The sequence below is a fragment of the Streptomyces sp. NPDC002044 genome, from assembly GCF_040296725.1.
GTDB classification, from domain to species: domain Bacteria; phylum Actinomycetota; class Actinomycetes; order Streptomycetales; family Streptomycetaceae; genus Streptomyces; species Streptomyces antarcticus.
Map to the genome: position 1 here is coordinate 17,103 of NZ_JBEOXU010000051.1, position 23,184 is coordinate 40,286.

At 74.2% G+C, this 23,184-nt stretch carries 14 protein-coding genes and 1 pseudogene; 8 read left to right on the plus strand and 7 right to left on the minus strand.

What is annotated here, in order from left to right:
* Positions 1–55: 55 nt before the first annotated feature.
* Together ABT106_RS15435 and ABT106_RS15440 are read right to left on the minus strand one after the other, a co-directional pair.
* Positions 56–3,469 (minus strand): ATP-dependent helicase, encoded by a 3,414-nt coding sequence (locus ABT106_RS15435; protein WP_351276944.1) that lies wholly within the window; start codon positions 3,467–3,469, stop codon positions 56–58.
* 270 nt (positions 3,470–3,739) lie between these two features.
* The gene (locus ABT106_RS15440) at positions 3,740–4,096 is read right to left on the minus strand and encodes an MGMT family protein (protein ID WP_502979384.1); all 357 of its coding nucleotides are present in this window, start codon (positions 4,094–4,096) and stop codon (positions 3,740–3,742) included.
* 119 nt (positions 4,097–4,215) lie between these two features.
* Between ABT106_RS15440 and ABT106_RS15445 the strand changes: the two genes are divergently transcribed.
* Positions 4,216–7,080, plus strand: a complete 2,865-nt coding sequence (locus tag ABT106_RS15445; RefSeq protein WP_351276949.1) for a lysylphosphatidylglycerol synthase domain-containing protein — start codon at positions 4,216–4,218, stop codon at positions 7,078–7,080.
* 406 nt (positions 7,081–7,486) lie between these two features.
* On the opposite strand, the gene ABT106_RS15450 is transcribed toward ABT106_RS15445, so the two are convergent.
* Entirely contained in the window at positions 7,487–8,287 is an 801-nt protein-coding gene (locus tag ABT106_RS15450) for a YwiC-like family protein (protein WP_351276952.1), read from the minus strand.
* Positions 8,288–8,529: 242 nt separating this feature from the next.
* On the opposite strand from ABT106_RS15450, the gene ABT106_RS15455 reads away from it, so the two are divergent.
* The 7 genes from ABT106_RS15455 to ABT106_RS15485 all read left to right on the plus strand — a co-directional run bounded on the left by ABT106_RS15455 (position 8,530) and on the right by ABT106_RS15485 (position 19,445).
* On the plus strand, positions 8,530–12,207 hold the full coding sequence (locus tag ABT106_RS15455; RefSeq protein WP_351276954.1) for a nitrate reductase subunit alpha: 3,678 nt from the start codon (positions 8,530–8,532) through the stop codon (positions 12,205–12,207).
* 3 nt (positions 12,208–12,210) lie between these two features.
* A complete protein-coding gene (narH, locus tag ABT106_RS15460; protein ID WP_351276957.1) occupies positions 12,211–13,740 on the plus strand; it encodes a nitrate reductase subunit beta in 1,530 nt (509 codons plus the stop codon).
* A complete protein-coding gene (gene narJ, locus ABT106_RS15465; protein WP_351276960.1) occupies positions 13,737–14,411 on the plus strand; it encodes a nitrate reductase molybdenum cofactor assembly chaperone in 675 nt (224 codons plus the stop codon). Before narH ends, narJ begins: the two co-directional genes overlap by 4 nt.
* Positions 14,411–15,136 carry a respiratory nitrate reductase subunit gamma gene (gene narI, locus ABT106_RS15470; RefSeq protein WP_351276962.1) on the plus strand — a complete coding sequence of 242 codons (726 nt, stop codon included), beginning with the start codon at positions 14,411–14,413 and terminating at the stop codon, positions 15,134–15,136. The genes narJ and narI overlap by 1 nt, the downstream gene beginning before the upstream one ends.
* Positions 15,133–16,329, plus strand: coding sequence for a TIGR04053 family radical SAM/SPASM domain-containing protein (locus ABT106_RS15475; RefSeq protein ID WP_351276964.1), 1,197 nt, complete (start codon positions 15,133–15,135; stop codon positions 16,327–16,329). Before narI ends, ABT106_RS15475 begins: the two co-directional genes overlap by 4 nt.
* Positions 16,330–16,384: 55 nt before the next feature.
* Positions 16,385–17,773 carry a protoporphyrinogen oxidase gene (gene hemG, locus ABT106_RS15480; RefSeq protein WP_502979385.1) on the plus strand — a complete coding sequence of 463 codons (1,389 nt, stop codon included), beginning with the start codon at positions 16,385–16,387 and terminating at the stop codon, positions 17,771–17,773.
* A 76-nt stretch (positions 17,774–17,849) separates the two neighbouring features.
* On the plus strand, positions 17,850–19,445 hold the full coding sequence (locus ABT106_RS15485) for an alpha/beta hydrolase (protein WP_351276969.1): 1,596 nt from the start codon (positions 17,850–17,852) through the stop codon (positions 19,443–19,445).
* Between the two features lie 95 nt (positions 19,446–19,540).
* Here ABT106_RS15485 and moeZ read toward each other — a convergent pair whose 3' ends face one another.
* The 4 genes and pseudogenes from moeZ to ABT106_RS15505 form a co-directional block, all read right to left on the minus strand.
* Positions 19,541–20,719 carry an adenylyltransferase/sulfurtransferase MoeZ gene (moeZ, locus tag ABT106_RS15490; protein WP_351276972.1) on the minus strand — a complete coding sequence of 393 codons (1,179 nt, stop codon included), beginning with the start codon at positions 20,717–20,719 and terminating at the stop codon, positions 19,541–19,543.
* A gap of 63 nt (positions 20,720–20,782) precedes the next feature.
* Positions 20,783–21,538 (minus strand): spherulation-specific family 4 protein, encoded by a 756-nt coding sequence (locus ABT106_RS15495; protein ID WP_351276974.1) that lies wholly within the window; start codon positions 21,536–21,538, stop codon positions 20,783–20,785.
* Positions 21,526–22,533 carry an NAD-dependent epimerase/dehydratase gene (locus ABT106_RS15500; protein WP_351276977.1) on the minus strand — a complete coding sequence of 336 codons (1,008 nt, stop codon included), beginning with the start codon at positions 22,531–22,533 and terminating at the stop codon, positions 21,526–21,528. Before ABT106_RS15500 ends, ABT106_RS15495 begins: the two co-directional genes overlap by 13 nt.
* 132 nt (positions 22,534–22,665) lie before the next feature.
* A pseudogene (locus ABT106_RS15505) lies at positions 22,666–23,184 on the minus strand (hypothetical protein); the annotation flags it as partial.

Here is a 23,184-nt window from a genome sequence, read left to right on the forward strand (position 1 = left end):
GACACTCCCCGCCGACCGGCCCCCGGACGGGGGCCCCGCCCGGAGTCGTACGGCGTCACTCCACCGTCTGGCGGCCTTCCGGGCGGGCGCTGCACGAGCTGCGGAAGGAGCAGTGGTCGCAGTGGCGGCCGACGGCGGGTGCGAAGCGTTCGTCGAGGACCCGTCCGGCGGCGGTGGCCAGCAGGTCGCCGACCCATTCCCCGTCGAGCGGCTGCTGCGCCTGGATCCTGGGCACGGCGTCGCCGCCGTCCCGTACGGCCGCGCCCTGGCGGAGCTGGACCAGTTCGGCGCCGCCGGGGACCGGGCGCGGGCCGTCGAAGACCTCGTCGACGGCTCCTTCGCGGACGGCGAGCTGGTAGACGGCGAGCTGGGGGTGCCGGGCGACCTCGTCCTTGGTGGGCGTGGCCTTGCCGGTTTTGAAGTCGACGACGTACGCGCGCCCCTGCGGGTCCGCCTCGACGCGGTCCATGGAGCCCCGGATGCGGACGGCGTACTCGCCCGCGTCGAGGGTGACGTCGAACGCGTGCTCCGTGGCGACGGCCTCCCGGCCGCCCCGGTCGGTGGTGTGCCAGCGCAGGAAGCGTTCCAGGGCGGCGCGGGCGTTCCCCTTCTCCTGGGCCGACTTCCAGGGGGCGTCGAAGGCGAGAGCGTCCCAGACGGAGTCGAGGCGTTCCATGAGGACGGCGAGGTCGGCGGGGGTGCGGCCGGAGGCCACCTCGTCGGCGAGGACGTGGACGACGTTGCCGAAGCCCTGGGCGGCCGTGGAGGGGGCGTCGGCCTTGACCTCGCGGCCCAGGAACCACTGGAGGGAGCAGGTGGTGGCGAGCTGTTCCAGGGCGCTGCCGGACAGGGCGACGGGCCGGTCCCGGTCGCGCAGCGGAACGGTGCTGCGGGTGGGTTCGTACAGGCCCCACCAGCGCTGCGGGTGCGCGGCGGGGACCAGCGGGCGGTCCTCGTCGTCGGTGAGCGCGGCGAGCCGGGCGAGGCGGCGGGCGGCCGCGTCGCGCAGGGCGGGCGTGGCCTCGGGGTCGACGGTGGTGGCGCGGAGCTCGGCGACGAGCGCCGGAACGGCGAGGGGCCGTCGGGGGCGGCCGGTGACGTCCTTGGGCGGTACGCCGAGCTCGGTGAGGAAGCGGGAGGGCTGGTCGCCGTCCTCGGCGGGGGCCTTGACGGCGGTGACGACGAGGCGCTCGCGGGCCCGGGTGGCCGCCACGTAGAAGAGGCGGCGCTCCTCGGCGAGCAGGGCGCCGGGGGTGAGGGGCTCGGCGAGGCCGTCGCGCCCGATGCGGTCGGCCTCCAGCAGGGAGCCGCGGCGGCGCAGGTCGGGCCACAGGCCGTCCTGGACTCCGGCGACGACGACGAGGGACCACTCCAGGCCCTTGGAGCGGTGGGCGGTCATCAGCCGGACGGCGTCGGAGCGGACCGCGCGGCCGGTGAGGGTGTCGGCGGCGATGTCCTCGGCTTCGAGCTGTTCGAGGAAGTTGAGGGCGCCGCTGCCGCCGGTGCGTTCCTCAGCGCGGGCGGCGGTGTCGAAGAGGGCACAGACGGCGTCGAGGTCGCGGTCGGCGTTGCGGCCGGCGGCGCCGCCGCGGCGGGCGCCCCGCTCCAGGCGCTGCGGCCAGGGGGTGCCGTCCCAGAGGGTCCAGAGGGCCTCTTCGGCGGTGCCGCCGCCCTGCAGCAGCTCGCGGGCCTTGCGCAGGAGCAGGCCGAGGCGCTGGGCTCCGCGGGCGTAGGCGGGGTCGTGGGCGGTGAGCCGCTCGGGCTCGGCCAGCGCGCGGGCGAGCAGGACGTCGGAGGGCGCGGGCACCTTGACGCCCGCGGCGCGCTCCTCGTCGCGCAGGGCCCGGCCGAGGCGGCGCAGGTCGGCGGCGTCCATCCCGCCGAGCGGGGAGGCGAGCAGCGCGAGGGCCGCCTCGACGCCGACCCACCCCTCGCCTGCCGCATCGCCTGCGGCGGGCCCGGCGGGGTCACCGGCGGTGGGCTCGGACGGGCCGGTGCCGTCCGCGGCGGAGTCGGGGGCGAGCGGCGCGTCGGGGGCCGGAGCCGGGTCCGGGGCCGCGTCCGCGTCCGGGGCCGCGTCCGGGGCCGGGTCTGCCGTGCGGGGGGGCGGAAGGAGGTACGGGCCGGCGTCCGTGGCCGCGGTGCGCAGGGCCGTCAGGAGCGGGGCGACCGCCGGTTCGTGCCGCAGCGGGGAGCCCGAGGCGTCCGTCTCGGTCGGCACCCCCGCCGTGTTCAGCGCCCGCCGCATCGCCGGGAGGGTGCGGCCGCCGGAGCGGACCAGGACGGCCATGTCCTGCCACGGCACCCCGTCCTCCAGGTGGGCCCGGCGCAGGACGTCGGCGATGTTGTCGAGTTCCGCCCCGGCGGTGGGGTACGTGTACACCTCGACCCGGCCGCCCTCCCGTACCGGCTGGAGCGCGCGGTGGGCCCGTACGGCGGCGGACGGCAGCCTCGGCACCGGCATGCGGGTGGTGAGCAGGCGGGTGGCGGCCAGCAGGGCCGAGCCCGAGCGGCGGCCCACCGTCAGCGCGCGGACCGCCGCGCCCGGGAAGGCCGACTCGAAGTCGAGGACGTTGTTGATGTCGGCGCCGCGGAAGGCGTAGATCGACTGGTCGGGGTCGCCGAAGGCGATCAGCGTGCCCCCGGGGCCGGTCAGCGCCCGCAGCAGGCGCAGCTGCGAGGCGTCCGTGTCCTGGTACTCGTCCACGAGGATCACGTCGTACGCGGAGGCGAGCGACGGGGTGCGTTCCGCGAGGAGGACCGCGCGGTGGAGGAGTTCCGCGTAGTCCAGCGTGCCCTGCATGTCCAGGACGTCCAGGTACTCGGAGAGGAAGGCCGCCGCGGCCTTCCAGTCGGGGCGCCCGATCCGGGTCGCGAAGGAGTCGAGGGCGGCCGGGCCCAGGCCCAGTTCGCGGGCGCGGGCCAGCACCGCGCGGACCTCGTCGGCGAAGCCGCGCGTGGTCAGCGCGGCCCGCAGGTCGTCGGGCCAGCGGATGGACCGGATCCGGCGCTGGCCCTCCAGCAGGGTGCGGACCATCACGTCCTGCTCGGGGCCGGACAGCAGCCGCAGCGGGTCGGCGAAGAGGTCGGTGTCCTGGTGGGCGCGGACCAGGCCGTAGCAGAAGGAGTGGAAGGTGGTGGCCTGCGGCGCCCGCGCGCCGCCGAGCCGCAGCGCGGCCCGGTCGCGGAGTTCGACGGCGGCCTTGCGGCTGAAGGTGAGGATCAGGACGCGGGCCGGGTCGGTGCCCGCCTCCACGCGGGCGGCGACCGACTCCACCAGCGTGGTGGTCTTGCCCGTGCCGGGCCCGGCCAGGACCAGCAGTGGTCCGCCCGCGTGGTCAACCACCGCGCGCTGCGCTGCGTCCAGAACAGGGGGATCCACCCGTTCCGGCCCGGTGCGCACGAGGCGGTACGCGTCGGGGGTCCGCGTGCGCCGCCGTGCGGTGCGGTCGGAGGAAGAGGTGATCACGTGAGCTGCCGGTCCTGGTGGGTCTGCGGGTGGTACGGGGGCCGCGGTGTCCGCCGCGGGCGGGCGGTCCGCGCGGTGCGGCGGGGTCGAGGGGGGTACCGCGGGGGCCCCGGCGGCGGCTGCCGCGACGTCCGCCGCGACGGCTCCGGGCGGGGCCGAAGGGGCAACGCTACGTCAACCGCGCGCCCCCGCGCAGTTCCTCCGCGTCCCCCGTACGGGCCTTCGCACGCGCGCTCGACCGCCCGTCCGGGCCGCGCATGGCCGAAGCTGTCAGGTGTGAGCCTCGTCGCGCTTGTCGTCCCGTCCGGGGTCCCGGCTCCCGTCCCAGCGCGCCCGGCGCATGTCCAGCCTGGGCCCGCCGCCGGCCGTCCGGCGCAGCGGCGTGGCCTCCGCCCGGTAGTGCTCCAGGGCGCGCCGCTCGCTCCCCGGGAGCGGTACGCCGTCCGCCCGCACCACGCGCCACCAGGGCACGGCTGCCCCGTACAGGGCCATGACGCGCCCGACTTGGCGCGGACCGCCCTCGCCGAGCCACTCGGCGACGTCCCCGTACGTCATCACCCGGCCGGGCGGAATCCGCTCGGCCACCTCCAGCACGCGCTCCGCGTACGCGGGCAGCTCCTCGCTCATTCGGCCCATGGTGCAGTACGCCGGCCGCCCTTTCGCGGAAGATTGGGTTCCGCACCGGCGCGCACCCTGATGCCCCGCGCTCCCGTCGGTCCGTGCCACCATCTTCCGGGCGGTGACTGGTGATACGTGATCAAGAAGAGACGGAAGTGACGACGAAGGAGCAGGGTGTGAGCCCTCCGGACGGCGCGGATCCAGACGATGGCGCGCGCCCGGACGACGGCCCCGCCCCGCGCCCGGACCGACCGCGCCCGGACCCCTGGAAGCCGGACCACCGGCGTCCGAACGGCGATCGCGACACCGACGGACCGCGCGGCCGCGACGGCGGCCCCGAAGGCCCTGCCGACGGCGTCGCCGGAGCCCCCCGCGCCCCCGGTGACGAGCCGGAGGGCCCGCACGGCCACGCCCCGACGGAGGCCGACCGGGTCGAGGTCGACGAACCGCTGCTCGCGGCCCGCGTGCACCGCCCCTCCGACCTCGTACGGCTCCTCGTCGGCATCCTCGGGATCGCCGTCGTGCTCGGCATCTCCGCCTTCGCCCACGGCACGACCGCCGGCCTGCAGGCCGACATCAAGGAGGGCACGGGCGCCGCCCCGGACCTGCTGATCAAGGTCGCGGCCCTGGTGTCGAGCATCGCCGTGCTCCTGCTGCCCGTGGCCTTCGCCATCGAGCGGCTGATCAAGCGCGACGGTCTGCGCATCGCCGACGGCGTGCTCGCCGCCGTCCTCGCGCACGGGGTGACGCTCGCCACCGACCTGTGGGTCTCCCAGGCCGCCCCCGGCACCATCCAGGAGGCCCTGACCCGCCCCGCCGGGGCCGGCGGGGCCCTCACCGACCCGGTGCACGGCTACCTCGCGCCGGTGATCGCGTACATGACCGCCGTCGGGATGACGCGCAGACCGCGCTGGCGGGTCGCGCTGTGGGTGGTGCTGCTGCTCGACGCGTTCACGATGCTGGTCAGCGGCTACACCACCGCCTTCTCGATCATCCTGACGGTGCTGCTCGGCTGGAGCGTCGCGTACGGAACCCTGTACGCGGTCGGCTCGCCCAACGTCCGGCCCACCGGGCACACCCTCCTCGCGGGACTGCGCCGGGTCGGGTTCCGTCCGGTCAGCGCGATGCGCGCGGACCAGGGCGACGGTGCCGAGGCGAGCGAGGTCAGCGACCGGGGCCGGCGCTACCACGTCACCCTGGAGGACGGCCCGCCCCTCGACGTCACCGTCGTCGACCGCGAGCAGCAGGCCCAGGGCTTCTTCTACCGGGTCTGGCGCCGGCTCACCCTGCGCGGGATCACCCAGCGGCGCAGCCTGCAGTCCCTGCGGCAGGCGCTGGAGCAGGAGGCGCTGCTCGCGTACGCGGCCATCGCGGCCGGGGCGAACGCGCAGAAGCTGATCGCCACCTCCGAACTGGGACCGGACGCCGTGATGCTCGTGTACGAGCACCTGGGCGGCCGGACCCTGGACTCCCTCCCCGACGAGGAGATCACCGACGGGCTGAGCCGCAACGCGTGGGAGCAGGTGCGGGCCCTGCAGTCGCGGCGGATCGCGCACCGGCGGCTCACCGGTGACGCCCTGGTGGTGGATCGTTCCGGCAACGTCATCCTCACCGACCTGCGGGGCGGTGAGATCGCCGCTGGTGACCTGGTGCTGCGGATGGACATCGCGCAGCTGCTGACCACGCTCGGGCTGCGGGTCGGCGCGGAGCGGTCGGTGGCGTCGGCGGTGTCGGTGCTCGGCCCGGACGCGGTGGCGGACTGCCTGCCGCTGCTCCAGCCGATCGCGCTGAGCCGCTCCACCCGGGCCACGCTGCGCAAGCTGGCGCGGGAGCGGGCGGACCGGGAGCGGGAGGCCGTACTGGAGTCCTCGCGGGCGGCGAAGGCGGCGCGCGAGGCGGACGCGGCGGCAGCGGCGGCGACGTCCGCCTCCGCCGACCGGAAGGCCGAGAAGCGGGCGCTGGACGACGCGCTGGACGGGGCGCGGGAGGAGGACCTGCTGAGCCAGATCCGCCAGCAGGTGCTGCTGATCCGCCCGCAGGCCCCCGTGGAGCCGGCCCGGCTGGAACGGATCCGGCCGCGCACGCTGGTGTCGTTCATCGCGGGCGCGTTCGGTGCGTACTTCCTGCTGACGCAGCTGGCGCACGTCCCCCTCGCGGAGACCGTCGCGGAGGCCCAGTGGGGCTGGGTCGGAGCGGCCCTCGCCTTCTCGGCGCTGAGCTACTTCGCGGCGTCGATGAGCCTGCTGGGCTTCGTACCGGAGCGGGTGCCGTTCCTGCGGACGGTCGTGGCGCAGGTGGCCGGGTCGTTCGTGAAGCTGGTGGCTCCGGCGGCGGTCGGCGGTGTCGCGCTGAACACCCGGTTCCTCCAGCGGGCGGGGGTCCGGCCGGGACTCGCGGTCGCGAGCGTCGGGGCCTCGCAGCTGTTCGGGCTGGCCAGCCACATCCTGCTGCTGCTGTCGTTCGGCTACCTGACCGGCACCGAGAAGACCCCGGAGATGACCCCGTCCCGGACGGTCATCGCGGGCCTGCTGACGGTGGCGGTGCTGGTCCTGGTGGTGACGGCGGTCCCCTTCATGCGGAAGTTCGTCGTGACGCGGGTGCGGGCGCTGTTCGCGGGCGTGGTGCCGCGCATGCTGGACGTGCTCCAGCGGCCGCAGAAGCTGGTGACGGGCATCGGCGGGATGCTGCTGCTGACGGGCTGCTTCGTGATGTGCCTGGACGCGTCCATCCGGGCGTTCGGTGGCGGCGAGGCCATCAGCTACGCGAGCATCGCGGTGGTGTTCCTCGCGGGCAACGCGCTGGGGTCGGCGGCGCCGACGCCGGGCGGCATGGGCGCGGTGGAGGCCACGCTGACGCTGGGCCTGGTCGCGGCCGGGCTGGAGAAGGAGGTGGCGATCTCGGCGGTGCTGTTGTTCCGGCTGGTGACGTTCTGGCTGCCGGTGCTGCCGGGGTGGATCTCGTTCAACTTCTTGACGCGCAAAGAAGCCATCTAGCCTCCCGGCCGGGGTACCGGCGCACGGGGTCCGCCCCTCCCGGGGTCCGCCCCTCCCGGGGCCCGGCCCCCGTCCCTCGCACGGGGCCCGGCCGCCCCGCTCCCTCCCGGGGCCCGGCCCCCGGATACCCGGCGCGGGGAAGCCCCCCGGGGCTGCGCCCCGGACCCCCTACGGCGCTGCGCGCCGCGCCTCAAACGCCGGCGGGGCTGTGGATGGGCCGCATCAGCCCCGCCCCCTCAGGCCGAGCGGACGGCGGAGTCCACATCCAGCCTCGCCGGCGTTTGAGGTGCGGGTTCGGGGCGGAGCCCCGGGATACCCGCCACCCACCCGCACCCCAGGGGACGGAGGGGGCCACATCCAGCCTCGCCGGCGTTTGAGGCGCGGGGGTCGGGGCGGAGCCCCGGGGTCAGAAGGCGAGGGGCAGGGTCAGGAGGAGGGCTGCCGAGCAGGCGAGTTCGATCGCGCCGACCACCGGGACGCGCAGCCCCCGGCCCGGGAGGGCGACGGCGCGGGCGAGGTAGGCGGCGAAGGGGAGGGCCAGCCACGGCGAGAGGCAGGCGGCCACCACCAGGGCGACGGCGTGGCAGGCGGCCGAACCCCGGCGGTGGGCCCGCGAGTTCCGCTCCCGGATCATCGTCTTCACGTACGGGACCGTCCCCGCGAAGTACAGCAGGCAGGCCAGCGCCGGCGCCCACGCGGCGCCCGCCGCGCCCCCGCCCAGCCGCTGCGCGACCAGCAGCATCCCGCAGGCCGGGACGACCGCCGCGAGGCCGTTGACGAGGGCCCGCTCCCGGCCGCGCAGGGCGTGGTGCGTGTTCACCGCCACGAACGGCGCCGCGAGCAGCGCCGCCACCACCAGCCAGGGGTGCGCCACCGCGAGGGGGAGCGCCGCCGCCGCGAAGGCCGCCCCGAAGACCACGGCCGGCCTGCCGTGCCGGCGGGCCGAGCGCAGGCCGCGCGCGCTCAGCCGCAGCCACTGCTGCGCGTGGAACACCGCGACGTACCCGAGCACCCAGGCCGTGAACAGCAGTGCGTGCGCCCACCCGGGCCGGGGTGCGAGCAGGGTGCCCACGAGGAACGGCACCGCCAGCATGGCCCACGCCCCGTGCTGGTCGGGCAGCCAGGTGTACCCCCTTCGGCGGCCGCCCGCCGCGCGTTTCGCTTCCGCCCCGGAAGCCGATTCCGCCCCGGTAACCGCTCTCGCCACCGTCCGCCGCCTTTCCGCTCGGCCGCTCACCGAAATGCGCATTCCCTCGCGTAATTTCCTGCCGCCCTCCACGAGTTGGGCTCTCCCATCGTGCATCCACTCGGCCCGGCAAAGAGCGGAAAGAGGTCATGCCTGTACGGGACCTTTGTCACCGCTTTCACCGATCGCACGGGCGTAGCGTCAAGAGCGGGTCCTTTTGCCCGGACCGCCATTCCTCATCTTCTCCGGCCTGGAGGGTCGCCTTGCACGAGCGTCAGGGACATCACGACGCGGTCGATTCGCTCATCAGGGCGGGCAGCTTCTTCACCCGCGCCGAGGTGTCCGGGGACCTGCGCACGGTCCACCGGAAGGGCGGCCGCGAGGCGGAGTCCTTCTACCGGGACCGGTGGAGCCACGACAAGGTCGTGTACTCGACCCACGGCGTGAACTGCACCGGCTCGTGCCGGTGGAAGGTGTACGTGAAGGACGGGATCATCACCTGGGAGACCCAGGCCACCGACTACCCGTCCGTCGGCCCGGACCGCCCCGAGTACGAGCCCCGCGGCTGTCCGCGCGGCGCCTCCTTCTCCTGGTACTCCTACTCCCCCACCCGGGTCCGCTACCCGCTCGTCCGCGGCGCCCTGCTGGAGATGTACCGCGAGGCGAAGGGCCGCCTGGGCGACCCGGTCGAAGCCTGGGCCGACATCCAGGCCGATCCGGGGCGCCGCCGGGCCTACCAGAAGGCCCGCGGCAAGGGCGGTCTGGTGCGGGCCACGTGGGAGGAGGCCGTCGAGATCGTCGCCGCCGCGCACGTGCACACGATCCAGGAGCACGGCCCCGACCGGGTGGCCGGGTTCTCGCCGATCCCGGCGATGTCGATGGCCTCGCACGCCGCCGGCGCCCGCTTCCACTCCCTCATCGGCGCTCCGATGCTGAGCTTCTACGACTGGTACGCCGATCTGCCCGTGGCCTCGCCGCAGGTGTTCGGCGACCAGACCGACGTGCCCGAGTCGGGCGACTGGTGGGACGCCGCGTACCTGATGATGTGGGGCTCGAACGTCCCCGTCACCCGGACGCCCGACGCGCACTGGATGGCCGAGGCCCGCTACCGCGGCCAGAAAGTCGTCACCGTGTCGCCGGATTTCGCGGACAACACGAAATTCGCCGACGAGTGGATGCACCCGCACCCCGGAACGGACGGCGCGCTGGCCCTCGCGATGGGCCATGTGATCCTCCGGGAGTTCTTCGTCGAGAAGCAGACGCCCTTCTTCACGGACTACGTCCGCACGTACACCGACCTGCCTTTCCTGGTATCGCTGCGGGAAACGGAACAGGGGCTGGTTCCGGGAAAGTTCGTCACCGCCGCGGACCTCGGGCAGGACACCGAGAACGCCGAATGGAAGACCGTTCTCGTCGACGACGCGACCGGCGAGCCGGTCGTCCCGAACGGCACGCTGGGGCACCGCTGGGGCAAGAACGAGACGCCCGAGTGGAACCTCGACCTCGGTGACACCGTCCCGCGGCTGACCCTCCTCGGGGAGGGCGGGAGCGCCGAGATCGTCCTGCCGCGCTTCGAGGACGACGAGCGCGGCGGGACCGTGCGCCGCGGCGTGCCCGTGCGCCGCGGCGTGCCCGTGCGCCGGCTCGGCGGCCGCCTCGTGACCACCGTCTTCGACCTAATGCTCGCCCAGTACGGGGTCGGCCGGGGCGGCCTGCCCGGCGAGTGGCCCACCGGCTACGAGGACGCGAGCCAGCCCGGCACCCCCGGCTGGCAGGAGTCGCTGACCTCGGTGCCGGCCGCCCAGGCCGCCCGCGTGGCGCGGGAATTCGCGCGGACCGCCGAGGAGTCCGGGGGCCGCTGCATGATCCTGATGGGCGCGGGCACCAACCACTGGTTCCACTCCGAGACCATCTACCGCTCCTTCCTCGCCCTGCTCACCCTCACCGGCTGCCAGGGCCGTAACGGCGGCGGCTGGGGCCACTACGTCGGCCAGGAGAAGTGCCGCCCGGTCACCGGCTGGGCGACGCTCGCCGCCGCGTCCGACTGGTCGCGGCCGCCGCGCCAGATGATCGGCGCGGCCTGGTTCTACCTGCACACCGACCAGTGGCGCTACGACACCCTGCCGGCCGACGCCCTGGCCTCCCCGCTCGCCGAGGGCGCCTTCGAGGGCATGACCGGCGCGGACTGCCTGGCCGCGAGCGCCCGGATGGGCTGGATGCCCTCGTACCCGACCTTCGACCGCAATCCGCTGGAACTCGGCGCGGCCGAGGACCCGGTGGCGAGCGCCGTCGCGCAGCTGAGGAGCGGCGAGCTCGGTTTCGCCGGCGAGGACCCGGACGCGCCGCGCAACTGGCCGCGCGTGCTGAACGTGTGGCGGGCCAACCTGCTCGGCTCCAGCTCCAAGGGGAACGAGTACTTCCTCAAGCACCTCCTCGGCACGCACTCCAACCTCCCCGAGGACGGCCCGCGCTGCTCCCCGAAGGACGTGGTGTACCGGGACGAGGACGTGGAGGGGAAGCTGGACCTCCTGATGTCGATGGACTTCCGGATGACGTCCACGACGCTCCTGTCGGACGTGGTCCTGCCGGCCGCCACCTGGTACGAGAAGCACGACCTCTCCTCCACGGACATGCACCCCTTCCTGCACGCCTTCACCCCGGCCGTCGACCCGCCCTGGCAGGCCCGTTCCGACTTCGACGCCTTCCGCTGCCTCGCCGAGCGCTTCGGCGAGCTGGCCGCGAGCCGGCTCGGGGTGCGCCGGGACCTGGTGGCGACCGCGCTCCAGCACGACACCCCGGGCGGCGAGATGGCCCAGCCCGGCGGGGTCGCGCTCGACTGGTCGAAGGGCGAGTGCGAGCCCGTGCCGGGCCGGACGATGTACGACCTGACCGTCGTGGAACGCGACTACGGGGCCGTCGGCGAGAAGTTCGCCGCGCTCGGCCCGCTGGCCGACACGCTGGGCGTGACGACGAAGGCGATCACGTTCGACGTGGCCGAGGAGGTCGCCTACCTCGGGGAGAAGAACGGCCTGGTGCGCGGCGGGACCGCCGACGGACGCCCGCGTCTGGACACCGCGCAGCGGGCCTGCGAGGCGATCCTCTCGCTGTCCGGCACGAGCAACGGCCGCCTCGCCACACAGGGTTTCGAGACCCTGGAGAAGAAGGTCGGCACGCCCATGGCGCACCTGGCCTCGGAGGCCGAGGGCAAGCGCATCACCTTCGCGGACACCCAGGCCCGCCCGGTCCCGGTGATCACCTCGCCCGAGTGGTCGGGCTCGGAGGCCGGCGGGCGCCGCTACACCGCCTTCACCGTCAACACCGAACACCTCAAGCCCTGGCACACCCTGACCGGCCGCCAGCACTTCTTCATCGACCACGACTGGCTGCACGAGGTCGGCGAGTCCCTGCCGGTCTACAAGCCGCCGCTGAACATGCACACCCTGTACGGGGAGCCCGAACTCGGCACGGTCGACGAGAAGGCGAAGTCGGTCGCCGTGCGGTACCTGACCCCGCACAACAAGTGGGCGATCCACAGCCAGTACCAGGACAACCTCTACATGATGACCCTGGGCCGCGGCGGCCAGACGGTGTGGATGTCCCCCGAGGACGCCGACGCGATCGGCGTCCGGGACAACGACTGGATCGAGGCCGTCAACCGCAACGGCGTGGTCACCGCCCGCGCGATCGTCTCCCACAAGATGCCGCCCGGCACGGTCTACATGAACCACGCGCAGGAGCGGACGGTCGGCGTCCCCAGGACGGAGAAGACGGGCCGTCGCGGCGGCATCCACAACTCCCTCACCCGGGTGATGCTCAAGCCCACCCACCTCATCGGCGGTTACGCCCAGCTGACCTGGGCCTTCAACTACCTGGGCCCGACCGGCAACCAGCGCGACGAGGTGACGGTCATCCGCCGCCGCGACCAGAACGTGGAGTACTAGGACATGAAGGTCATGGCACAGGTCGCGATGGTCATGAACCTCGACAAGTGCATCGGCTGCCACACCTGCTCGGTCACCTGCAAGCAGGCGTGGACCAACCGGCGGGGCACCGAGTACGTCTGGTTCAACAACGTCGAGACCCTCCCCGGCCAGGGCTACCCGCGCCGCTGGGAGGACCAGGAGAAGTGGAAGGGCGGCTGGGAGCGCACCCGCTCCGGCCGGCTCCGCCTGAAGGCGGGCGGCCGGCTCGCCAGGCTGGGCAGGATCTTCGCCAACCCGGACCTCCCGGAGATCGACGACTACTACCAGCCCTGGACGTACGAGTACAAGAACCTCACCGAGGCCCCGGCGGGCGACGACATGCCCACCGCCCGGCCCGTCTCGCAGGTCACGGGCGAGCCGATCGGCACGATCGAGTGGGGCCCGAACTGGGACGACAACCTCGGCGGCGCCCCCGAGCACGCGCCGAAGGACCCCATCGTGGAGAAGATCCGCGACGAGGTCGGCGAGAAGATCCGCTTCGAGTTCGAGCAGAGCTTCATGTTCTACCTCCCCCGGATCTGCGAGCACTGCCTCAACCCCGCGTGCGTCTCCTCCTGTCCCTCGGGCGCGATGTACAAGCGCGAGGAGGACGGCATCGTCCTGGTCGACCAGGACCGGTGCCGCGGCTGGCGCATGTGCGTGACCGGATGCCCGTACAAGAAGGTGTACTTCAACCACGAGACCGGCAAGGCCGAGAAGTGCACGTTCTGCTTCCCGCGCGTCGAGGTCGGCATGCCGACCGTGTGCTCGGAGACGTGCGTGGGCCGGATGCGCTACCTCGGCGTGATGCTCTACGACGCCGACAGGGTCGCGGAAGCCGCCGCGGTCGAGGACGAGCACGACCTCTACCCCGCACAGGTGGACTGCTTCCTCGATCCGGACGACCCGGCCGTCGCCGCCGCCGCCCGGCGCGACGGCATCACCCACGAGTGGATCGAGGCGGCCCGGCGCTCGCCCGTCTACGACCTGATCGCCACCTACCAGGTCGCTCTGCCGCTCCACCCGGAGTACCGGACGATGCCGATGGTCTGGTACGTCCCGCCGCTCTCCCCCGTCGTCGAGGCCGTCGCCGCCACCGGCAGCGACGGCGAGGACGCCGGCAACCTCTTCGGCGCCATCGACGCCCTGCGCATCCCCGTCGAGTACCTCGCCGCGATCCTCACCGCCGGTGACACCCGGCCGGTGGAGGCGGTGCTGCGCCGGATGGCCGCGATGCGCTCCTACATGCGCCGCGTCAACCTGGGCGAGGAGCGCGACGAGTCGATCGCGCGGGCCGTCGGGCTGTCGGGCCGGGAGATGGAGGACATGTTCCGTCTCCTCGCCATCGCCAAGATCGAGGACCGCTTCGTGGTCCCGAGCGCGGCCCGCGCCGAGGCCGACGCGCTCGCCGGCTCCCACCCGCTGGACACCGCCGACCCGGGCTGCCCGGTGGGCGCACCGCCCGAGCCCCGGGTGATGCTCAACCTCGGTACCACCAGGAGGAGTGCGTGAGCCGGTACGCGCCGAGCGGCGATGCCCTCGTACGACTGGTCGCCGGCCGCGTGCTGCGGTACCCGGACGACCGCTTCCACGACGAGCTCCCCCGGCTCCGTGCGGCCCTCGCCGGGGCGCCCGCCGAACCGGCCCGGCTGCTCGGCGCGTTCCTCGACGAGGCCGGGCCGCAGACCCCGGTCGGACTGTGCGCCCAGTACACCTCGACCTTCGACACCCGCAACCGGCGCTGCCTCTACCTCACCTGGTGGGTCGACGGCGACACCCGCCGGCGCGGGCTGTCCCTGGTGCGGCTGAAGCGGATCTACCGGGACTTCGGCCTGGAGTTCGCGGGCGAGGAACTGCCCGACTTCCTGCCGGTCGCCCTGGAGTTCGCCGCCCGCGAGGAGGCGGCCGGCACCGAGCTGCTCCAGGAGCACCGGGCCGGGCTGGAGCTGCTGCGGCTCGCGCTCACCGAGGCCGCCTCCCCGTACGCCCGGGTCCTGGAGGCCGTCTGCGCGACGCTGCCCGGGCCCTCCCCCGAGACCAGGGCCGAGGCGAAGGCGCTGGCCAGGAACGGGCCGCCGCAGGAGCTGGTGGGCGCGGGCTCGGCGCTCGAACCCCTCGGCCCGGGCCTCGACGTGCCGGACGACCTTCCGTGGCCCACCGCACCCGAAAGGATGCCCGCCTGATGGACCTCCTCCTGTGGGGCGTCGTCCCGTACGTCTCGATCGCCCTGCTCATCGCGGGCACGCTCTGGCGGGCCCGGTTCGACCGGTTCGGCTGGACCACGCACTCCTCGCAGCTGCACGAGTCGCGGCTGCTGCGCATCGGCTCGCCGCTCTTCCACTTCGGCATGCTGTTCGTGGTCGTGGGCCACGTGGTGGGCCTGCTGATCCCGATGGCGTGGACGGACGCGCTGGGCCTGAGCGACCACGCGTACCACCTCCTCGCCGTGTCCACGGGCGCGGTGGCGGGCGTGGCGGCCGCCGTCGGCATCGGGATCCTGGTCTGCCGGCGGTTCAGGGTTCCGGCCGTGCGCAAGGCCACGCTGAAGAGCGACCACCTCATGTACACGTTCCTGCTCGGGGCGATGGTCCTCGGCCTGACGGCGACGGTCCTCAACTCGACCGGCCAGACCGGCGGCTACAACTACCGTGAGGGCGTCTCCGTCTGGTTCCGCGGCCTGTTCGCCTTCCAGCCGGACCACCAGCTGATGGCGGCCGCCCCGCTCGCCTTCAAGCTGCACGTCCTGTTCGGCTTCGTCCTGTTCGCGCTGATCCCGTACTCGCGCCTGGTGCACATGTTCTCGGTGCCGCTGGCGTACCTGTTCCGGCCGTACGTGGTCTACCGCGGGCGGGACCCGGAGCTGCTCGCCAACCGGCGCGCCAAGCGCGGCTGGGAGCGCGTGTCGTGACCCGCCCGCCCCGCACCGTCGTGCGGCAGCCGCGGCACGCCGTCTCCGAGCGGCCGTTCCTCGTGATCTGGGAGGCCACCCGGGCCTGCCCGCTGGCCTGCCTGCACTGCCGGGCCGAGGCGCGAACCGCCCGGCACCCCGACGAGCTCGACGGCGCCGACGCCCGCCGCGTGATGGACCAGACCGCCGCCTTCGGCCGGCCCGCCCCGCTGTTCGTGATCACCGGCGGGGACCCCTTCCAGCGTGCCGACCTCACCGGCCTCGTCGCGTACGGGACCTCGCTCGGCCTGCGCGTCGCGGTCTCCCCCTCCGGTACGCCGACCCTGACCCGGGAGAACCTGGCCGCGGTCCGGGACGCGGGCGCGGTCGCCCTGTCGCTCTCCCTGGACGGTTCGACGGCCGCGCGCCACGACGCCTTCCGGGGCGTGCCGGGGGTCTTCGACCGGACCCTGGAGGGCTGGCGGGCGGCCCGCGGACTCGGCCTCAAGGTGCAGGTCAACACGACCGTGGCGCGCGAGAGCCTGGAGGACCTGGCCGACATCGCGGCGCTGGTCAGGCGCGAGGGCGCGATGCTGTGGTCGGGCTTCGTACTGGTCCCGGCGGGCCGCGGCGGCGCTCTGGAGCCCCTCGCCCCGGCCGAGGTCGAGGACGTCCTGCACTTCCTCTACGACTGCGGTGCGGTGCTGGCCACCAAGACGACGGAGGGCCACCACTTCCGGCGGGTCGCGCTCCAGCGCACCGTCCTCGACGCGCGCGGGGAGCGCCCCGTGCTCGGGCCGCTGTACGGGCGCCTCTCGGCCCGCGCCGCGGAGCTGGGCCTCTTCGACGGCGCGCACCGGACCGCGCGCCGGCCGCCGATGGACGTCTCCTCGGGGCGCGGTTTCGTCTTCGTCTCCCACACCGGGGAGGTGCACCCCAGCGGCTTCCTGCCGGTGTCGGCGGGCAACGTGCGTCACCACCCGCTGACCGAGATCTACCGGGGCTCGGCGCTCTTCACGACGCTGCGGGACCCGTCGCTGCTGCGCGGGCGGTGCGGGGCCTGCGAGTTCAAGCCGGTGTGCGGCGGCTCGCGGTCGCGGGCGTACGGCTTCACCGGGGACGTCCTGGAGACGGACCCGTACTGCGCGTACGAGCCGGGCAGCTTCCCCTACCAGGACGAGGTGCGGGCGCTGGCCGAAAGCATGAGGCGCTGACACCCACCAGTCCCATATGTTTCATATGGGAACATATCGGTCACGGGAGAAGACAATGCGTGCAGTGCGTTCAGTGATCGTCATCGGGGGCGGCATCAGCGGTCTGGCCGCCGCGTGGCAGGTGCGCGGCCGGGCCGACGTCACCGTGCTGGAGAGCCACACCAAGGTCGGCGGCAAGCTGCGCACCGGCACCATCGCCGGGATCACCGTGGACGAGGGCGCCGAGTCCCTCATGGCCCTGCGGCCCGAGGCCGTGGAGCTGGCCGCCTCCGTCGGGCTCGGCAACACCCTGTGCGACCCGGCGAAGGCGCCGACCGCGGTCTGGACCCACGGCGCCCTGCGCCCGCTGCCGGCCGGGCACGTGATGGGCGTCCCCACCGACCCCGCGGCGCTGGCCGGCACCGGCCTGCTCTCGCCCGAGGGCGTGGCCCGGGTGGCCGCCGAGGAGACCCTGCCGGCCCAGCCCCTGACCGGGGACCGCTCGGTGGGCGGCTACCTCGCCGCCCGTTTCGGCCGCGAGGCCGTCGACCGGCTCGTCGAACCCCTGCTGGGCGGGGTCTACGCGGGCCGCGCCGACGCGCTCTCGCTGCGCGCGGCCATGCCCCGGATCGCGGCCCTCGCCGAACAGGGCGGCCCGCTGCTGCCCGCGCTGCGCCGGATGCGGGCGGCGGCCGCGCCCGGCTCGGCGGCCGCGGCCGTGCAGGGCGTGGCGGGCGGCGCCGGCCGCTTCCCGCAGGCCGTCGCCGCGGCCTGCGGGGCCCGCGTCCTCACCGGGACCACCGCCCGCTCGCTCCAGCGGCTGCCGGGCGGCCGGTGGCGGGTCCAGGCGATGACGGACGACGGGCCGCTGACGATGGAGGCGGACGCGGTGGTCCTCGCCCTCCCCGCCTTCGCGGCGGCGGAGCTGCTGCGCCCGCACGCGCCGCTCGCCGAGGCGGAGCTGTCCGGCATCGCGCACGCCTCGACCGCGGTCGTCACGATGGCGTTCTCCCGGTCCCGGGCCCACTTCCTCCCGGAGGGCAACGGCTTCCTGGTCCCGCCGGTCGACGGGCACACCCTGAAGGCCGCCTCCTTCCTCTCCAACAAGTGGGCGTGGCTGCGTGCGGCCGCACCCGACACCTTCGTCCTGCGGGCCTCCATCGGCCGGATCGGCGAGGAGGACCTCCTCGCCCGCCCCGACCGGCACCTGGTCCGCACCGCCATCGCCGAACTCCACCACGCCGTCGGCCCGATGGGCGAGCCCCTGGCCGCCCGGGTGACCCGCTGGGACCGCGGCCTGCCCCAGTACGGTGTCGGCCACCGCGACCGCGTCGCCCGTATCCGCGAGGCGGCCTCCGAGCTGCCCGGGCTGGCCCTGTGCGGGGCGGCGTACGAGGGCGTGGGCGTGGCCGCCTGCGTGGCGACGGGCCGGGCCGCCGCCCGGCAGGTGCTCCTCGCGTCCTGACCCGCGCCCGGACCGCGGAACCCCCGTTCGGGTCAGCGCGGGGGCGGGCGCGGCGAAGCGCGCACAGGATGGGCGCATGTCGAGAAACGCCTTGCGGGCCACCGCTGCCGCCGCCCTCGCCGCCGCGCTGCTCAGCACCAGCGCCTGTTCCGACAGCGGCGACGAGGAGAAAACGAAGGCCGGCGGCGCCAAGGGGGCCGAACCCCTCAAGTGGGGCGAGTGCGAGGCCCCGACCCCCGCCGAGGGCGGCGGCCCGGCCCCGGGCAAGGACTGGCAGTGCGCCACCCTCGACGTCCCGCTGGACTACGCCAAGCCGGAGGGCGAGACGATCCCGCTCGCCCTGATCCGCGCGAAGGCCCGCGACCAGGACAACCGCCTCGGCTCCCTCGTCTTCAACTTCGGCGGCCCCGGCGGCTCCGGCATCACCACCCTCCCGGGCGCCGCCAAGGAGTACGAGGCCCTGCGCGCCCGGTACGACCTGGTGAGCTTCGACCCCCGCGGGGTGGGCCGCAGCGCCCCCGTCCGCTGCGAGGACGACAAGCAGCTGGACGCGTACTACGCCCAGGACTCCTCCCCGGCCACCCCGGAGCAGGAGAAGGCGTTCGTCGACAACATCAGGACGTACCAGCGGGCCTGCGAGACGAACTCCGCGAAGGTCCTCCCGCACGTCGGCACCTCCAACGCCGCCCGCGACCTCGACCGCGTCCGCCAGGCCCTCGGCGACGAGAAGCTCAACTATTTCGGCATCTCCTACGGCACCGAACTCGGCGGGGTCTACGCCCACCTCTTCCCGAAAAACGTCGGCCGGGCCGTCTTCGACGCCGTCGTGGACCCGACCAAGACCTCCGAGGAGGGGGCCCTCGGCCAGGCCAAGGGCTTCCAACTGGCCCTCGGCAACTTCGCGCAGGACTGCGTGGACCGCGGCGACGCCTGCCAGCTCCAGGGCAGCACCGCCAAGGAGATCGAGCAAGGCGTCATCGCGCTCCAGAAGTCGCTCGCGGCGAAACCCATCGCGGGCATCGGCGACCGGATGCTCACCGAGAGCGCCGCGACGAACGGCATCGCCCAGGCCCTGTACTCGAAGGAGCTGTGGCCCCTGCTGGAACAGGGCCTGGACGAGGCGGGCGGCGGGCAGGGCCAGCTGCTGATGGCCCTCTCGGACGCGCTCAACGGGCGAGACCAGCAAGGCCGTTACAGCAACATCGGCGCCGCGAACACCGCGATCAACTGCGCGGACTCCAAGGAGCGCTACACCCTGGCGCAGACCAAGGCCAAGCTGCCGGCGTTCCGCGAGGCGTCGCCCGTCTTCGGCGACTTCCTCGGCTGGGCCATGATGGGCTGCACCGACTGGCCCGTCGCGGGCGCGTGGGAGACCCCGGACGTGTCCGCCCCGGGATCCGCCCCCATCCTGGTGATCGGCAACACCGGCGACCCGGCCACCCCGTACGAGGGCGCCCGCAAGATGGTGGAGCGCCTCGGCCCCGGCGTCGGCGTGGAGCTCACGTACAAGGGCGAGGGGCACGGCGCCTACAACAGCGGCGACGCGTGCGTGCAGCAGGCGGTGAACTCGTACCTGCTGGACGGGAAGTCCCCGGCGGCCGGCACCGTGTGCACCGCGGCCCCGGACCCCACGGGAACGCCCGTCGCCCCGCAGCAGCCACAGAGCGGCTGAGCAACCGGGCAACCGAGCGGTCCGGGAACGCCGCAGGGGCCGTACGGCGCTTCGAGCGCGGTACGGCCCCTGCGGGTCACTGCATGCGGACCGGCCTAGTAGACCGGCTTGTCCGGCTCGATCTGGTGGACCCAGCCGATGACGCCGCCGCCGACGTGCACCGCGTCCGAGAAGCCCGCGGACTTCAGGACCGCGAGAACTTCCGCACTGCGGACACCCGTCTTGCAGTGCAAGACGATGCGCTTGTCCTGGGGCAGGTCCTGGAGGGCCGTGCCCATCAGGAACTCTCCCTTGGGGATCAGCTTCGCGCCGGGGATCGAGACGATCTCGTACTCGTTGACCTCGCGGACGTCGATGATCTCGATCGGCTCCTCGCTGTCGATCCACTCCTTGAGCTGCTTGGGAGTGATCGTCGAGCCGAGGGCCGCCTCCTGGGCCTCCTCCGACACGACGCCGCAGAAGGCTTCGTAGTCGATGAGCTCGGTGACGGTCGCGTTCGGACCGCAGACCGCGCAGTCGGGGTCCTTGCGGACCTTGACCTGGCGGTACTGCATCTCCAGGGCGTCGTAGATCATCAGACGGCCGACCAGCGGCTCGCCGACACCCGTGAGGACCTTGATGGCCTCGGTGACCTGGATGGACCCGATGGACGCGCAGAGCACGCCCAGTACGCCGCCTTCGGCGCAGCTCGGGACCATGCCCGGCGGGGGCGGCTCGGGGTACAGGCAGCGGTAACACGGGCCGTGCTCGGACCAGAAGACCGAAGCCTGGCCGTCGAAGCGGTAGATCGAGCCCCACACGTACGGCTTGTTCAGCAGTACGCAGGCGTCGTTGACCAGGTAGCGCGTGGCGAAGTTGTCCGTGCCGTCGACGATCAGGTCGTACTGGCTGAAGATCTCCATCACGTTCTCGGCTTCGAGCCGCTCTTCGTGGAGGACCACGTTCACGTACGGGTTGATGCCCAGCACGCTGTCGCGGGCCGACTCGGCCTTGGAACGGCCGATGTCCGCCTGGCTGTGGATGATCTGGCGCTGCAGGTTCGACTCGTCGACCTCGTCGAACTCCACGATGCCCAGCGTGCCGACGCCGGCCGCGGCCAGGTACATGAGGGCGGGCGAACCGAGGCCGCCCGCGCCCACGGCCAGCACCTTGGCGTTCTTCAGGCGCTTCTGGCCGTCCATCCCGACATCCGGGATGATCAGGTGGCGGGAGTACCGACGGACCTCGTCAACGGTGAGCTCAGCAGCTGGCTCTACCAGGGGTGGCAGCGACACGGGGACTCCGTAGATGTGAACGTCTGAACGGTGGTTCTTCCCGTAACACTGCCACGCCCTCCTTCATTCCGAGACACCCGGTCCGATCCGCGAGACGATTTCGTCCCAGTACCCGGGCATCGAGGCCCACGGATCCGCGGCCGGAGTGCCGCGCCGGTCCGTGAACCAGACGGTCGCCGCGCCCTGCCAGCGGGCGATCCGCGTCGCCTCCTCCAGGTGCGTGCGGGGCACGCCGTGGACGAGGTGACAGAACCGCTCCGGCGGGTGGTCGGCGGTCCACTCCGCGACCTGGGACCACCGGTAGTCGGCCCAGCCCCCGGAGAAGGTGACCAGCTGGTCGGCGGCTTCCACGTAGCCCTCGCACGGGTGCGTGCCCTGTCCGAGCACGATCAGCACCTCCTGGCCGAGGCCGCGCAGGGCGTCCGACACCCGGCGCACCGCGGCCAGTTCGGCCGGTCCGGCCGGGGCCCGCTCCAGGTAGAAGCCGCCCACCCCGTACCAGTCGCGGAAGCGGTGGGCGTCGGAGAGCAGTTCCCCGAAGGACCGCTCCCCGTCTCGCATCGCGAGATGCCCGAGGACCGTGCCGCCCGAGCGGCGGAGTTTCACGGCGGCCTCGGTGCAGTGCGGATCGGGGCGTCCGCCGGGACCGTCCGCGACGTTGAGCACCGCCCAGTGCAGTGGGGTGCCGGGGCGGGTCAGCTCGGCCCATTCGACCGGCGCCAGGAGCGGGTGCGCGTAGCCGGGGATGCCGAGGCCCAGGCGGCCGGCCTCGGTCCCCTCGGCCAGCGCGGCCCCGGGCGGCGTGGTCAGATGCGGCACGCCGCCTCCATCCAGATGTCCGCGAGGGACTCCTCCAGGTTGATCCGCGGCCGCCAGCCGAGCCGGTCGCGGGCCGTGCGCACGTCGGCCTGCTGCCAGGCCCCGCAGCCGTCCGGGTACGGGTACGGCTGGGGCGCCTGCCCGGCGAGCTGTTCGGCCGTCGCCTCGGAGCGGGGGGATCCGATGGCGGCGAGGCCGGCCGGGCGGCCGGGGTGGGCGTGCGCCTGCGGTCCGCCGTGCGGGACGTCCAGCTCGTGCAGGGCGCCCCCGTACCCGGCGACCCGGGCCAGGACGGCGGCCGCGTCGCGCAGCCGGACCGCGCGGCCGGTGCCGATGTTGACGACGCCTTGGGCGGCGGAGAGGGAGGCGGCGTGCACGGCGCGCGCCACGTCCCGTACGTCCACGAAGTCGCGCTGCACGCCGAGCCCGCTGAGCTTCAGCTCGCCGTCCCCGGACTGCATCGCGCGGCGCATGGCCTCGGCGAGGCGGCCGAGCGGCGAGCCGGCCGGGGTGCCGGGGCCGACGGGCGAGAACACCCGCAGGACGACGGCGTCCAGGCCGGAGCCGAGCACCAGCTCGGTGGCGGCCAGCTTGCTGACTCCGTACGGTCCGCCGGGTCTCGGCACGGCGTCCTCGGCCGTGGACGATCCGGGCTGGCTGGGCCCGTACTCGGCGGCGCAGCCGAGCTGGACCAGGCGGGCGCCGCAGCCGCTGCGGCGCAGGGACTCGCAGATGGTGGCGACGGCGACGGTGTTGTGCCGGGTCAGCTCGCGGGCTCCGCCGCGGGTGGCTCCGGCGCAGTTGACGACGACGCCCGGGTGGACGGCGTCGAGGAAGCGGGTGAGCGCACCGGGGCTGCCGGTGGCGAGGTCGAAGCGGACGTCGGCGTCGTCGCCGCGGCCGAGCGCGGTGAGCTGGACGGCCGGGTCGGCGAGCAGCCGGTCGGCGACGTAGCGGCCGAGGTATCCGTTGGCTCCGATCAGCAGCACCCTCATCGCGTGGCCCCTTGGTTGGTTGGCTGGCCGGTCATGTCCTGTGTCTCCTTGCGGGTGGGTGGATGGGGCGGGGACAGGGGTGCGCGCTCCGGCGTCGGCTCCGAAGAGCGGGGTCCGTCACGGGGACGGGGCTCAGGGCCGCGCATGGGCGGACGCGCGGGACAGGGTGAGGAAGGCGTGTACGAGGAGTCCCGCCGCGGCGGCGACCGCCGCGGCCGGGACCGGGACCAGGGCGATGACGAGCGCGGCGGCGACCGGCCGCCGGTCGGCCCGGTGCCGCAGCAGCAGCCGGGCCAGGAACAGCAGCACCGCGAGCGGCACGGCCGCGGCGAGGCCCGCCCCGGCGAGCGCGGCGGCCCCGGCGGCGGCCGCGGTGAACACCGCCACGCCCCCGGCGAGCAGCGGCCGGGCCCGGTCGGCGAACTCCCCGAGGCCCCGGCTCCCGGCCAGCCGGGCCCGGGCCCGGGCGGCGAACGCGGCCGCCACCAGGTGCCCGGGGGCCACCGCCAGCGCGAGGGCGACGGCCAGGGCCGGGCCGTGGCGGTACGCGGCCCAGCCGACGGCGGCCGCGGCCAGCAGGTGCGCGGTGAAGGGGAAGCGGCCGGCGGCCCGCCCGGGCCACACCAGCGCGGCGACGGCGGCGGCCGCGGC

Excerpts from the sequence above, each read along its gene's own strand:
- narI (WP_351276962.1), top strand. The coding sequence starts at position 14,411 with ATGGACCTCCTCCTGTGGGGCGTCGTCCCGTACGTCTCGATCGCCCTG.
- hemG (WP_502979385.1), top strand. The coding sequence starts at position 16,385 with ATGCGTGCAGTGCGTTCAGTGATCGTCATCGGGGGCGGCATCAGCGGT.
- ABT106_RS15440 (WP_502979384.1), bottom strand. The coding sequence starts at position 4,096 with ATGAGCGAGGAGCTGCCCGCGTACGCGGAGCGCGTGCTGGAGGTGGCC.
- narH (WP_351276957.1), top strand. The coding sequence starts at position 12,211 with ATGAAGGTCATGGCACAGGTCGCGATGGTCATGAACCTCGACAAGTGC.
- ABT106_RS15485 (WP_351276969.1), top strand. The coding sequence starts at position 17,850 with ATGTCGAGAAACGCCTTGCGGGCCACCGCTGCCGCCGCCCTCGCCGCC.
- ABT106_RS15500 (WP_351276977.1), bottom strand. The coding sequence starts at position 22,533 with ATGAGGGTGCTGCTGATCGGAGCCAACGGATACCTCGGCCGCTACGTC.